Genomic DNA, 13,563 nt, shown 5'->3' with positions numbered 1-13,563 from the left:
TCGCCGGCCCACGGGCCAACTGGACCTGGTCACCGATGCCGCTACATACGGGATCAAACCGGCGGCTCCGGAGGACGAGCGGAAGCTCGACCTGATCCCGGTGGCCGGGACCACGTGTGTAACGGTCACCGCGCATCCGGTCCGCCCCCAGCCGCCCACGCCCGTCCCGTCACCTCGACGCCGTACCGGAAACCCGCGTCAGACTGCGCCGGCGGCCGACAGCCCTTTCACCTTGCGTGTGCACGTCTACGCCCCTGCCGTAGGACTCGCGGTACCGCTCAGCACCGGACTGCTCCTCGATGTCGATGACGCCGTGCTGGAGGACGCCACCAAGTACGCGGACCGCACGGACACCGTCAACGTCGGTTCACTCATGGAGTTCATGGCACGCGAACTCCTCCTGGAGCCCCGTCCCGGGGCTCCAGCGGACGCGCGGCGCATGGTGGTCTCGGCCGGACCGGCCGGAAGCTTCGCAGCCGGCTTCCGGGTGCACGGACCAGGGCTCATGGCCGATGTCGAGAAGCACAGTGCCGGCTACCGCGTCGTCCGCCTGCTCAGCTCGGTCCACGATCGGCACGGCACCGTTCAGAAAGCACTGGCCGTCGGGTCCATCGAGTTCCGCGACATGACCGCCAGGCAGCGGGACCGCGCGCGAATACAGCAGGGCCTCGACCTGGTGGCCAGCCAGAACGGCTACCTGGCCATGTGGGACAGGTACCAGGAGCTGGAGGCGCGCCACATCAGAAGACGCCTGCGTGACTTCGGAACCATCCGCTACACCGACGTCAAGGTCGAGTCCGACGGCCGCTGCGCATTCACCGTGGACCTCAGCCGGGCCCTGCCCCGTACCCGAGCCGCACTGGAGAACACAGCCGCGGCCGAACGCGTCGAGCTGGAGGCCGCCGAGGAACTCCCGGCCTCCGTGACGGACACCGCGATGACCGACCGGGAGTGGCTCGTCGCGTCCCGCGCGCAGAAGGCGCAGGCCTGGGTGGGAGAACCGCTCGGATACGACAATGTCACCGAGGTCCTGAGGCTCACCGCGACGCTCAACAGCCAGCACGACCCGCCCCCTAGAGGGTGGCTCTACCTGGCGCACCGCGGTGATCAGCGTCGGCTCGACCGGCGCGAGAAGGCCATGCAGCAACTGCGCACCGACGGAACGCACATTCCCGCACTGCCGACTCTCCTGGAGGGAGGTGTCTGGCCGCAGCCGGCACGCCAACGGATCACCAAGCTCTCCCCCTCCGCACTCAGCTGCTTCGCTCCTCACGGACCGACGCCGGCCCAGCGGGAGGCGGTGCTCACCGCCCTCAACACCCCTGACGTCGCGATCATCCAGGGACCACCGGGCACCGGCAAGACCCAGGTGATCGCTGCTCTGGTCAACCAGCTGGGCGACCTCGCCCAGGGGGGAGACGTGGCCGGGAGCACCCTGTTGACGAGTTTCCAGCATGCGGCGGTGGACCACCTCGTCACTCGTGGCTGGGTCTTCGGGCTTCCACCGCTCAAGGTGGACTCCCGCGGCCGGGGCAGCAAAGTGGCACTGGACACCTGGCGCATCGAGGCGGCCCGCGCTGCCGACCTGCGGTTGCGTGAGCGCCCGGCAGGACCTCATCTGGCCGCCCGGCGGGCCGCCGCCGAGCTGGCCGCCACCTATCGGGCGGCACCGGTCCCGCCCGAGTTCCTGCCGCACTTCCTGGACCAGGTGCTCACCCAGGTCGGGGACATCGCGGAACCGTCCCTGGCCGGAGAACTCCGCCGGCACAGGGACCGAGCCGAACAGCAACGCATGCGAGCCGCCGCCATGGCCGACCCCGACGTGCGCGCGGATCTGCTGCCCTACATCCGGTCGCTGCGCTGCACCGCGACCGGCTTCCACGATGACGGCCCCCGCACAGCCCGGGCGCTGTTGACCCGGCTGGAACTCGCCGGCAGTCCGCTGTTCGACGGCATCTCGTACCAGGAACCCCTGCGCGCAGCGATCGGCGCCACCACACCACAGACCGAACTGCTCGACGCGCTGACCGCGTTGCGCGACGACCTGATCGACCGTCTCACCGCGCGTATCCGGCTGCCGGAGGTCACCGTGGCCGATCCCGCGATCGTCGACCTCCTCGACCGGCTCGCGGCACAGCTCGCGGAAGCGGTGACCCGGTCGCCCGACGCCATAGCCGCGGCACTGCTGGATTACCGGGATGATCTGCGCAGCGATCCAGAAGGTGTCGACGACACACTCCGCGCCTACACCGTCTCGCTGGCCTCGACCTGCCAGCAAGCCGTCTCCAAGGCCATGGTCGAGGTCGGCCGCCGGGACGGAGCGTTCGAGTCGGTCGTCGTCGACGAGGCAGCGCGGGCCAACCCGCTGGACCTCCTCATCCCCCTCGCCCAGGCCCGCCGCCGGATCGTGCTGGTCGGTGACCACGCCCAGCTTCCCCACATGCTGGAACCCGACGTGGAGCGCGAGCTGGGTTCGCTCGGCGACGACGTCCGTGACCGGCTGCAGGAGAGCCTGTTCCAGCGACTGGCCCGTCAGTGGGAGCACGGCTCATCCGACGGGCACTCCCGGTTCGTCCGCCTCGACACCCAGTTCCGCATGCATCCGGTACTCGGCAGCTTCGTCAGCGACAACTTCTACCAGGGACAATTGCGCAACGGCCGTGAGGCGAGTGACTTCACCCACGGGATCGAACGGTACGGGGAGGTTCCCGCGGTATGGCTTCCCGTGCCGCAGTCCGCCGGCGGTGAGACCCAACGGGGAACGAGCCGTGCCCGTCACGCCGAAGCCGTCGTCATCGCCCGAGAGATAGCCGCGCTGATCGAGCGCTGCCCGAGGATGACCTTCGGTGTCATCTCGTTCTACGCCGCACAGGTCACCGAGGTGTGGAAGGAGCTGAAGAAGGCCGGGCTCGCCGAGTTCACCGATGCGGGCGGGTGGCGCCCCGTGCCCCGGCTCAGCCGCGATGAGGACGGCACACCGCTCGACCGATTGCGGGTGGGCACCGTCGACGCCTTCCAGGGCATGGAGTTCTCGGTCACCTACCTGTCCACTGTGCGCAGCTGTGCACCAGCCGCACGGACCGACGCCAAGCGCGCTTACGGGCACCTGACCGTCGCCAACCGGCTGTGCGTGGCGATGAGCCGCCAGCAGCGGGTGCTGGCCGTGGTGGGCGACGACGACATGTTCGGGCCCGGCAGTCCGGAGGCGGTCAAGCCTCTTGCCGCGTTCCTGGAACTGTGCCGGAGGGGAGTGGACGGCCGTGTCGTTCGACCGTGAGACCCCTGTCTTCCAGCTGGCGCTCCCGCCCCGCCAACGGTACCGGCCCGTTCTGCTGCCCGTGTGGGTTCACCAGGTGACGGCACCGACCGGCTACTCCCGGACGCTGGACGTCTTTCAGACCGTGGTGCTGCGCCTGTGTGCCGCCGGGGTCCGGGATGTCGGTGACCTGTCCCGGTTGATCGGGCTGGACACCGCACTGTGCCGCACGGTGATCGCCCGGCTCGTGGAGGGGCAGCTGATGGCACAGGGGCTGCGGCTGACCGAGGCGGGGCGGCGCACCGTGGCCGAAGGCGAAGTCGCGGAGACGGACCCCCGGCTCGTCCGTGTCTTCCAGGACCCGGCCACCGGTGTGCTGTTGCCTCGTATCCTGGTCGCCGATCCCGTACGCGCTGACCTGCGAGCGCATCGCGGCCGCTGGGTCACCATCCAGTTCGGTACTGCTGGTGCCTCACGCGAGGTCAGCGCGCTGACGCTCCGAGCCGGCGGCTCCTGGATGCGCCCGTCGGAACGTGATGTCCTCGAAGCCTGCAAGAGTCACGACCTGGCGGCGCGGGGCCTGCGCGGTGCTTCCCGCGATCCGGCCGGCTCTGTGGGAGCGGCCCGGCGGATCGGATTTCACGGTACGGCGAACCCGGCCCATGTCGTGTGCTACGTCATCGAGGGCAACGACGGGTCCGGGCGCATGTGGACCGTCGAGGACCCGTTCGCGGTGGGCGACGGGCGTTTCTTCGCCGATCTTCTGGCCGCCCGTGCAGAGGCGGACGAGCAGTTGGCCCGGCTGATCGACGACATACTCGGAAAGGGCCGCCGCGAGCGGACCACCGCCGCCCGCAAGGTCGACCGGGAGCTCGCCGAGGACGCCCGCGCCGAAGTGGTACGTATGCTCGGCGAGGAGGTCCGGAACCACTCGGAGGTGTTGACCCACCTCGCGGACATCGAGCTGGCGCTGCTGAAGGACACCGCGCGGGAACGGGAGAACGCCGCACGCAACGCCATCCGCGTCTTCGAGTGCATACTCCCCGAACTCAACGAACGGTTCCCCGCCCGGATCCCACCGTCCCGGGAGCCGGGGGTGCGGGAGCGCACGTTCGTACTGACCGCCCAGCGCCTGGGCGCCACATCCGTGCCGCCGGAGATGCGCAAGTACTGCTCCAGACCGGCCGGCGGGCTGGCCGGGGACATCATCAGAGCCGTCTGGGCGGCCGGGGAGAACACGCAGCATCCGTTCGCCGCGTTCCTCCGCGAGCGCCCCACCCTCCTGGAGGATCTCGACCGGTCGCGCATCCTGCGCAACAACGCGACGCACGGACCTACCGGCGCCCCGGCCCCTGATGAGCTGGAGCACATCCGGATTCTCGCTTACGACGCGGCCCGCCACTTGCTCGGTCTGAGCAGCGGCCGAACCACAACCGGCAAGAGGGTGAACTGACGACATGGGGAAGAGGCAGACGCGACCGCGTCAGAAAGGCAAGGGTACGGTCTGGCCGGGGCAGCCGCCCGCTCCCGAGCACACCGGGGCCGCCCGTGCCCGTCAGCCGGCCCCGCTGGCTTCCCGCACCGACCCGAAGACCGCCGACGACACCGCGGCGCTGCTGGCGGAGATACAGCAGGTCGCGAACGAGGCCCACGTGGTGGTCGAGGCGGGGGCCGGGTCCGACGGCGCGAGCTCCGACCTCGCGTCGGCCTGGCAGCGGTACCGTGCACTCGCCGAGCGCCAGGCAGACGCGGCGAACACGCTGTCGGTGCGGGCGGAGACGCTCCGTGCCGAGCAGGAAGGACTCACCGCCGCGGCCGCCCGACGGGCCGAGGAGGCCGCAGCCCTGGAGGAGAGGAGCGCCGCGCTGGATGCCCGCTCCGAACTCCTCGACCGCAGGGAACGCGACCTGTCCGACCGCGAGCAGGCAGCCGAAGCGGCATTCACCGAACGCCGCCTGGAGGCAGGCCGGGAGCTGGAGGCCTGGCTGACGGAGCAGCGCCGGACGGCAGCGGCCGCGCTCGACACCGAACGCCAGGACCGGCAGGCACGGTGGAGCGAGGAGCAGCGTCGCCTGGCCGACACGCAGACGGCCCTGGACCAGCGGGAGAGTGAACTCGCCCAGCGCGAGAGGGATCTGCGCACCGCCCGGCTCCGGCTGGAGGACGAACGTGAGGACATCGCCCATCTCAAGGCCGCCCTCAAGGAGCAGCAGGCCACCCGGGCGGAACGGTTCGAACATGAGGTGACGAGCCGCACCGGCCAGTTGCTTCAGCGGATGGAGGAGAGCCGGCACAGGATCGCTGTCCTCACCGAGAGCAACGAACGTCTGGGCGCCCGGCTCAACGAGTACGACGGCGCACTGGCGTCCCTGGGTGGCATGACCTTGGAGCAGGTCGTCGAGCGCCTGACCGAGCTTCGCGCCGAGAACGCCCGTCTCCTGGAGGAGAACGCCGCCGCGCCACACGCCGACGCCCTCCTGCTCGAGCAGCTGCGGCAGCGAGTCACGCGCCTCGCCGCCGACAACGAAGAGCTGGTGCGGGAGCGCGGGGAACTGGAGTCCGCGCTGCAGCGTGATCGCATCGCGGTCAACGAGCGCCAGAATTACGTCGAACACAACAACTGGCTGCGCGCCGCCAACGACCAACTGCAGCAACTGCTCAACGAGGAAGCGGCCAAACTCAGAGCCACAGCCCAGGCCGGCAAGGAGGGCCACGCCTTCCCGGCCTGCTCGCACATGGACCGGGAGTTCGGCACACCCCGGCCCTTCGACGCACGTACGCCGGACATGCCCGAGCTGGTGCACCAGATGCAGGCGGTCATCCACCGGCAGGCCGGTCTCTCCTACCGTCTGTCCGACCTGCGCCTGGTCCTGGCGGGCATGGCGATGAGCCGTCTCCATCTCTTCCAGGGCATCAGCGGTATCGGGAAGACCGGTCTGGCCCGCGCGCTTGCCGTCGCCTTCGGCAGCGACACCAGTGCCGCCGTGGTGCCCGTCCAGGCCGGCTGGCGCGACCCACAGGACCTCATGGGCTACTACAACAGCTTCGACCGGATCTTCTACGAATCCGAGTTCACCAAGGCTCTGTACCGTGCCCAGTGCCCCGCTTTCAAGGACCGGCCCTTCTTCATCGTCCTCGACGAGATGAACCTCTCCCATCCCGAACAGTACTTCAGCGGAGTGCTGTCGGCCCTGGCCATCAAGGATCGGCCCAGTCTGGCACTGACCACGGCGCCGGTCAGAAACCCTGCCGCCCTGATCATCGGCGGAACGCACATTGCCGTCCCGGACAACGTCTGGTTCATCGGCACAGCCAATCACGACGAGACAACCGTTGGCTTCGCCGACAAGACCTACGACCGGGCCTTCGTCCTGGAGTTGCCCTGGCAGCACCCGGACGTGCCGGAGACGGCACCCGCATTCCCTGAACCGCTCGGCCATCAGGGTCTCACCCAGTCCTTCGACAAGGCGCAGGCCACCTACGGCGCGCAGGCCGACGGCATCATCGAATTCCTCGACACCCACTGGCGCGGTCGCCTCGCGGAGGAACTGCGCGTCGGGTGGGGCAACCGGCTCGAGAGGCAGATCAAGCAGTTCGCACCCGTCGTGGTCGCCGCCGGAGGCAGCCCGGGCGAGGCGTTGGACCACCTTCTGGCCACACGCATCCTGCGCTCGGTCCGGGGACGGTACGACATCCATGCCGACACCCTCGATACACTGCGCACCGATCTCGTCGAAAGCCTGATGCGGTTCGACAGCGCTCACGAGCCGGCGGCGACGCGACGGCTGCTGGACGACGAGCTCCGCTCGCGTGGTCGGCAATGAAGCGGGAAGCTGTCGAGCCGGAACTCGACTCCCTCCTCGTCCGCCATCTTCTGGCGCTGTCGGCCCGTCTCGGCGAAGCCACCACGCTCGACGACTGGTTGGCCATGCCGCCGATCATCCTCGATGTCACCGAGGAGGCCGAGGCATTGCCGCTGGAGGACGTCTTCGAGCGCGAGTCCGGTGCGCTGCGCGCGGTCTGCAACCGCCCGTACACGCGTCTGCGCACGGTGGAGGAGGTGGTGCCGACGTCCCGGGTCCGCTCGATCGCCTCCGGCGCTGCGGCGCGCCTGGCTTCCCGGCCCGAGGACTGGGCCTCGCACACCCTCGCCGGCGTGCGCCCCAGCCGTCTGCTGGCCCGGCGCAGTGAGGAGGACGCCGACATCTACGAGAACCGAGTCGCCGTGGCCGTCCTCCATGTGATGCGGTCGCATCTGCAGCAGCGGATCGCCCGGCTGAGGGGCCTCAGCCGGATGGTGGACGATGTACACGGTCTGCTCGTGCCCTCGGAGGAGACCTCCTGGCGGGCCCGGTGGGACCTGGCCGGGCTGCTGAGGAACATCGAGGACTCCGGTCGGCAACGGGCGGCTGCGGGAACGCGCCTGCGGACACTGGAATCGCTGCTCGCGGTAGTCGAGATCATGCTGGATTCGCCGTTGGCGCGCGCGGTCGACCACCGCTCCGCACCACCCCGCGAACTGCATCCCACGAATCTGCTCAGCAGCGACCCGCACTACCGCAGGGTGGCCTCACTCTGGCAGTCCTGTATCGCCAGCGCCACCGTACGCCCCGGGAAGGCGGAGACCACCCGGCGCCGCCAAGAGGTCCGCGTCGCCTTCGAACGGTTCACCGGCCTCCTGCTGCTCCTCGCCTGCACGCTGCTTCAAGCCACCCCGGACGCCCATCAGCCGGCCCCCGCTCCCGGCCGGACCACCCGCTTCCGCATGCGCGGTGAGCAGTTGACGGTCACCTGGTCCCGGACAGGCGACTTCACCCTTGCCTGGCGTGACCGCCAGGCGCTGCGCGTCATTCCGCTCACGACCGACCTGTGCACGGCTCCCGACGCGGCCTCCGTCGCCGCGTTGGTCTCAGGCGTCCGCCGAGACCGGCCGGCCACCGAGTGCGACGACGACCTCATCGTCCATCCGGGGCTGCTCCGAGATCACCAGGACGTGGAGCCCGACGTCGCCGGGGCCGCGTACCGGATCGGGCACGGCGACGGCGACGCGTCCGGGCGACATGTCGGCGTCGCCCCGCTGTCCCCACTGGACATCTTCAGCGTCAGCCGTCTGGTGCGGGCCGTTCAATGGTCCACCTTGGGTGCCGACGCACGCCGCTACCCTCACACCGTCTCCATGCCCGCCGGCATGCGTTCCGCCGTGGCGCACTGTGACTGGCTCGAACCCCGTCCCGGCGGTGTGGCGGTCGTACGCGCCCCGAGTCCGGGAGAGTCGGAGCACCTCTCCGTCCTGCTCAAGACGGCCCAGGGGCGGCATGGCGGCAGTCGAGCGGCAGAGCACGAAGTCCAGCGACTGCGGACTGTTTCCGAGACGTTGAAGGACGCAGCCGTCCAGGCCGAACTGCTCGAAGTGTGCCCGGTGTGTGCCAAGACCGGCTCTCAGCGCCAGACCGTGTTCGAGCCCCGCGAAGGGGGCCTGTTCGCGGCACTCTGCTCCGCGTGCCGCACCCGGTGGGAGCTCCGCCGCTGCCTGGTCTGCACACGGACGTTCCCTCTGCTGGAACCGGATGGCTCCGCCGCTACCGGAGCCGCCGAGTCCGACCTGGACCGCCGTCTCGGTGGTGCCTTCCTGGCAGTCCCGTGCTGGGCATCGCGGGGCACCGGTAAATTCATCTGCCCGGCATGCGGCACCTGCGGCCAGGCGACCCGAGCCGTCTCCTGCCCACGCGGATGTTCGACTCGGGCACCGGTCTGATGGAGCGTCTGGTCCTGTCTTACCGCGGCCTGGTGGCGGACTGGCGGGCGTGCCGGCTCGGGCCAGAGGAGGCCGCTGAGCCGACCGGTGCGGGATCCGGCGGGAGAGGTCCGTCTCGTCCTGACGTCTCCTGTCTCCTCTCAGGACGACGCGATACCCCCCCTTCCGGCCCTCGCCGAGCCGGCCGCCGCGCAGTTCACCGAAGACGTGATTCCCGCGACCGGTACCCCAGCGACTCGTCCGACGACCGCCGGAAGCTGACCGAACCCGCGCTCACCGCCTGGCAGGCCCGGCGCCGCCGTGAAGCCCTCGGTTCCGGCCACCCGCCCGAGCACGGCCTCCGGCGCACCATCCGCTACGTCGACCGCACCGGCACCTGTCCCACGACTTCCCGCCCCACCGGACCACAGACACGGCGCTACCCGAGAAACGACAGCCGCACCGTACGGTCGGGATTCGAGACGTTCGCGTCCGCCAACCTCCGTTGCGGCGACATCCACGGTAGTCGATCCCATGCGTGCGCACGGGCGGGCAAGGAGCACGCATGGGCGGTGAGCCACACGGTGGTCATGCGCCGTACACCTCGGCGCGCCGCTCCCCGTGACCGTGTCCGCCGACGTCTGTGCCGCCCTCGCCGACCGGGCAGCGCCACCGACGTCGCGTCACGCGGTGTACCGTCCTGACGGCCGCCGCAGTCCTCCATCGGCCAGAAGCTGCGGGGAGAACACCCTCTGCTCGTCCTTCCTTCCCAGCCGCTTCAGCCCCGGCTGAAAGCGCCACGAACGGTCCGCGAGCGTGGTGCGAGGGGCGTGGCTGGGGTCGGCTGTGGCGGCTGCCGCCGGCCGAGCGGGTCCTGCTGGTGGCCGTGCACTACCGCACGAACCTCACCGTGCGGCGACCGGCCCCGCTGTTCGGCGTCTCACCGGCGACCGTGTGCCGAGTGTTCCAGAGGCTCGGCCCGCTGCTCGGGCCCGAGCCGGCCCGCACCTCCCAGGAAGCGGTCGAGTGCTGTGGACCGTGGACGGCACCCTCGTCCCGCTCGGCGACCGGTAGGCCGGCGCGTCCTCACGCACCTACCGGTTCTCGGCGAACATACGGCTCACCGCGGAGGCGGAGACACGCCTGGTGGTGACCGCAGCCCGTACGGTGCCCGGCAACACGGCGGACGCGAAAGCCCGGCGGGACTCCGGCCTGATCGTCCTGCACCGCAGACGTCCCGGACACCCGTTGTTCGAGAGCGAGGAGGAGAAGAACGCGCAGCACTGCAAGGTCCGCGCCCCCGTCGAGCACACCTTCTCCCGGCGACTGCCGGCAACGCGGTGACGGCCTCCACCACACGGTCCAGGCCGTCGCCCGCATGCACGCTCTCGCCCTCACCGCATGACCGCACACGGCCCTGCCGACATCGGAATCCGGACGCGTCGCCGGCCCACCCGCCTCAGACATGTGCGTGATGGAACACTTTCGCGGGTCAGGCCGCCGAGGACGGCGGGATGACGTCGTCTCCGGCTCCCGGGGCCAGAAGCAGAACAACGGGGGCCGTCCCATGCCGTGTCGGCATGGGGCGTTGCGGGAACGGTCTTGGACGGCTCGGGATTTCCTCTGTTCAGATGGTCGGGCGACAGACCGGAAACGAAACGAGGAACAACATGACGTCCCTTTCGGGAAGTATCGGAACCCCCGTCCTGACCGACCCCGACACCCAGAGTGCGGTGAACTTCCTCGGCGGTCTGGTGCGTATGCGGGCCACGGCGGCGGACACCGCGGGAGCTTACGCACTGCTGGAGCACAGCGGAGAGCGGGGATACATGTCTCCGCTGCACCTGCACGAGTCGGACGAGGAGACGTTCGTGGTCCTCGAAGGCACACTCCGGGTCGAAGTCGGCACCGAGGTGCACAGTGTGGGTGCGGGCGCTCTGGCCCTGCTGCCCAGGGGCCTGGCCCATGGTTTCGTGGTCACCTCCCCTCAGGCACGGTTCCTGACGTTGCACACGCCCGGCGGTGGCTTCGACGAGTTCGTCGCCGAGATAGGTGTGCCCCTCGCGGGGAGCGCCCGGGCGCAAGCCGGTCCCGGTCCCGACCCCGAGGAACTGACCCGGATCGCGGCCTCTCACGGCATCCAGATCGTGGGCCCCCCGCTGCTTCCCTGACCGCTTCCCCACAGATCCGCCGGTCAGACGGCGGACCGTCACCCTCGCGGCCCGGTGGACAGCCGGGCCGCGAGGGCAACGCCGTGTCGGCGGTCAGACGTCGGCCCAGGTCCGTCCCGCACCTTCCACACGGACGCGCTGGAAACCCCGGCCGGGGAAATGGGCCGTACCGACGGCGGCGTCGGTACGGCCGGCGATCCGGGCGAGGAGTTCCTGACGCGTTCTCAAGGTGTGTTCGGGATCGACGTCGGTCAGGAAGGAGATGGCGGTGCTGTCGAGCTGGAGCGGGTGGTGCACGGCGTCTCCGGTCAGGTACACCTCCTGGTCCCCGCCGGTGACGCGCACGACGTAGTGTCCGGGGGTGTGACCGGGCGTGTGATGGGCGACGACGCCGGGGGCGATCTCCACCACGGCGGCGTCGACGGGGCGCAGGACACCGGCCTTCCTGGCTCCCTCCATCACGATCCGCGCAGGATCCTCCTGCGGCGCGGTGGCGATCAGAGCGTCCCAGTCCGCGGCACCGTACACGACCTCCGCACCGGGGAAGAACGGCTTTCCGCCAGGGGCGGCCCAGCCGACGTGGTCGGCGTGCAGGTGAGTGAGGAAAACGGTGGTCACGTCCTGTGGTGCCACACCGACCGCTGCCAGGGCTTCCGGCAGCGCTCCGCCGGCCGCGATGAACTCCGGGGCCGGATCCAGACCGGCGGCGGCCGCCAGTTCGGCCGGGAAGTGTATGTTCTGCGGTCCGATACCGGCGTCGACCAGAACGGTGAAGCCGTCGCCTTGGACCAGGAAACACCTGGCGGGGATGTGGTAGGTGCGGTCGGCCTCCAGCAGGCCGGGGTGGGCCTCGAAGTCCAGCCCCGGGTAGAACAACGGAGGCAGGTGACTCACTCCGTCGTCGAGCGCGGTGACGGTGATGTGCCCTATCCGTAGGGATGTCGCCATGGTGTACTCCTTCGACCGTTCGGGACGGCGCGGAGCGGAAGCCCCGCCGTTCTCCCAGACAACCACGCCCACCGCGTCGGACACTCCCGTGAGAGGGGCACCAACGAACCCCCTCGGGCCACCGCCGGTTCTGGGGCCGCCGCTGTAAACTCACACGTATGAACAGCGGAACACCCGGCGACCGGAGCGACAACCGCGAACTGCGGGATTTCCTGCGTGCGCGGCGCGCCCGGCTGTCCCCACAGGACGCGGGTCTGCCACCGACCCCGGGCATCCGGCGGGTACCGGGCCTGCGTCGCGAGGAAGTCGCCCGACTCGCCGGCATCAGCGCCGACTACTACATCCGCCTGGAGCGCGGCCGTGACCTGAACGCCTCCGACAGTGTCCTGGATGCCGTCGCCCGCGCACTGCGTCTCACCCCCGCCGAACACGCCCATCTGCGTGCTCTCTCCAGGTCCCGGCCCTCCCGCCGCGGCACCGCGGCAGCACCGCAACGGCTGCGCCCGTCGCTGCGGCTCATGCTGGACGGGCTCGGTGATGTCCCCGCCCTCGTCCTGGGCCGCCGCGCTGATGTGCTGGCCGTGAACCATCTGGCCCGCGTGCTGTTCACCGACTTCGAGGCCCTTCCGACCCGCGAGCGCAACATGGCCCGCTATGTCTTCCTCGACCCGGAGGCCCGCACCCGGCTGTCCGACTGGGAGCAGGCCGCGCGCGACACCGTCGCCTCGCTGCACCTCTACAGCGGCCGTCACCGCAGCGATCCCGCCCTGCACACGCTCGTCGGCGAACTGTCCGTCCGGAGCGACGACTTCCGGCGCTGGTGGGGGCGGCACGAGGTGGCTGCCTGTGTCCACGGCACCACCCGGTTCCGGCACCCCCTCGTCGGCGACCTCACACTGAGCAACGAATCGTTCGTTCCCTCCGACGACCCGGACCTTCGCCTGCACCTGCTCACTGCCGAGCCCGGCAGCCCTGATCAGCAGGCACTCGGCCTTCTGGCCAGCTGGACCGCTTCCCCGTCCGAGGGGCCTCCGCACGCCAAGACCCCGCGTTGAGGGCACCCGGCATCGGCCTGCGTCCGTACACAGGACGCGTCGGGTCGGCATGCCGACGACGCGGTTCTCCGTGACCTTCGGCAGGCGAGCCGCGGCCTCCCCCTGATCGCCTGGACCTGACGGCGCACGCGGAGCGGACCCGTCCCGAAGGGGGAGGCGTGCATGGACCTCGCCGCGCTCGGAGTCCTCCAGGTGTGTGACGCCGGCCTCGGATTCCTCCTGGGACCGCCCCCCCTACGTCCGTCACCGGCTGCACGGTCCACACCGACCAGGGCGCCGAACCGCGGTACATCCGGCCCGGCCCCGCCCTGATCGTGGACCGGCTGGAAAGCTCAGACAACGGCCCGCCGGACGACCGGCGGACGCCGGAGTCGGCCGCCGGAGCCCCTCGCGTCCGGG

Annotated in this window: 7 protein-coding genes and 1 pseudogene; 7 read left to right on the top strand and 1 reads right to left on the bottom strand. The window is 70.3% G+C overall.

Features of this window, described 5'->3' with window-relative positions; genetic code table 11:
• The first annotated feature begins 238 nt into the window (after positions 1-238).
• The 6 genes and pseudogenes from Sdagh_RS04750 (at position 239) to Sdagh_RS04720 (ending at position 11,161) form a co-directional block, all read left to right on the top strand.
• A complete protein-coding gene (locus Sdagh_RS04750; protein WP_189424775.1) occupies positions 239-3,277 on the top strand; it encodes a DEAD/DEAH box helicase in 3,039 nt (1,012 codons plus the stop codon).
• A gap of 124 nt (positions 3,278-3,401) precedes the next feature.
• A complete protein-coding gene (locus tag Sdagh_RS04745) occupies positions 3,402-4,709 on the top strand; it encodes a hypothetical protein (protein WP_226534567.1) in 1,308 nt (435 codons plus the stop codon).
• A 4-nt stretch (positions 4,710-4,713) separates the two neighbouring features.
• The gene (locus tag Sdagh_RS04740) at positions 4,714-7,080 is read left to right on the top strand and encodes a hypothetical protein (protein ID WP_190077798.1); all 2,367 of its coding nucleotides are present in this window, start codon (positions 4,714-4,716) and stop codon (positions 7,078-7,080) included.
• Entirely contained in the window at positions 7,077-9,011 is a 1,935-nt protein-coding gene (locus Sdagh_RS04735; protein ID WP_190077797.1) for a DUF2357 domain-containing protein, read from the top strand. Before Sdagh_RS04740 ends, Sdagh_RS04735 begins: the two co-directional genes overlap by 4 nt.
• 779 nt (positions 9,012-9,790) lie before the next feature.
• A pseudogene (locus Sdagh_RS36830) lies at positions 9,791-10,395 on the top strand (transposase family protein); the annotation flags it as partial.
• A 265-nt stretch (positions 10,396-10,660) separates the two neighbouring features.
• Positions 10,661-11,161 carry a cupin domain-containing protein gene (locus Sdagh_RS04720; protein WP_189424784.1) on the top strand — a complete coding sequence of 167 codons (501 nt, stop codon included), beginning with the start codon at positions 10,661-10,663 and terminating at the stop codon, positions 11,159-11,161.
• Between the two features lie 93 nt (positions 11,162-11,254).
• Here Sdagh_RS04720 and Sdagh_RS04715 read toward each other — a convergent pair whose 3' ends face one another.
• Entirely contained in the window at positions 11,255-12,109 is an 855-nt protein-coding gene (locus Sdagh_RS04715) for an MBL fold metallo-hydrolase (protein ID WP_189424786.1), read from the bottom strand.
• A gap of 158 nt (positions 12,110-12,267) precedes the next feature.
• Here Sdagh_RS04715 and Sdagh_RS04710 point away from each other — a divergent pair, with 158 nt between their 5' ends.
• On the top strand, positions 12,268-13,164 hold the full coding sequence (locus tag Sdagh_RS04710) for a helix-turn-helix domain-containing protein (protein WP_190011041.1): 897 nt from the start codon (positions 12,268-12,270) through the stop codon (positions 13,162-13,164).
• The last annotated feature ends 399 nt before the right edge of the window (positions 13,165-13,563 follow it).

This window comes from Streptomyces daghestanicus (assembly GCF_020521275.1).
GTDB classification, from domain to species: Bacteria; Actinomycetota; Actinomycetes; order Streptomycetales; family Streptomycetaceae; genus Streptomyces; species Streptomyces griseoviridis.
The sequence above is the reverse complement of the archived record's forward strand: the minus strand, read 5'-3'. Positions and strand labels throughout refer to the sequence as shown.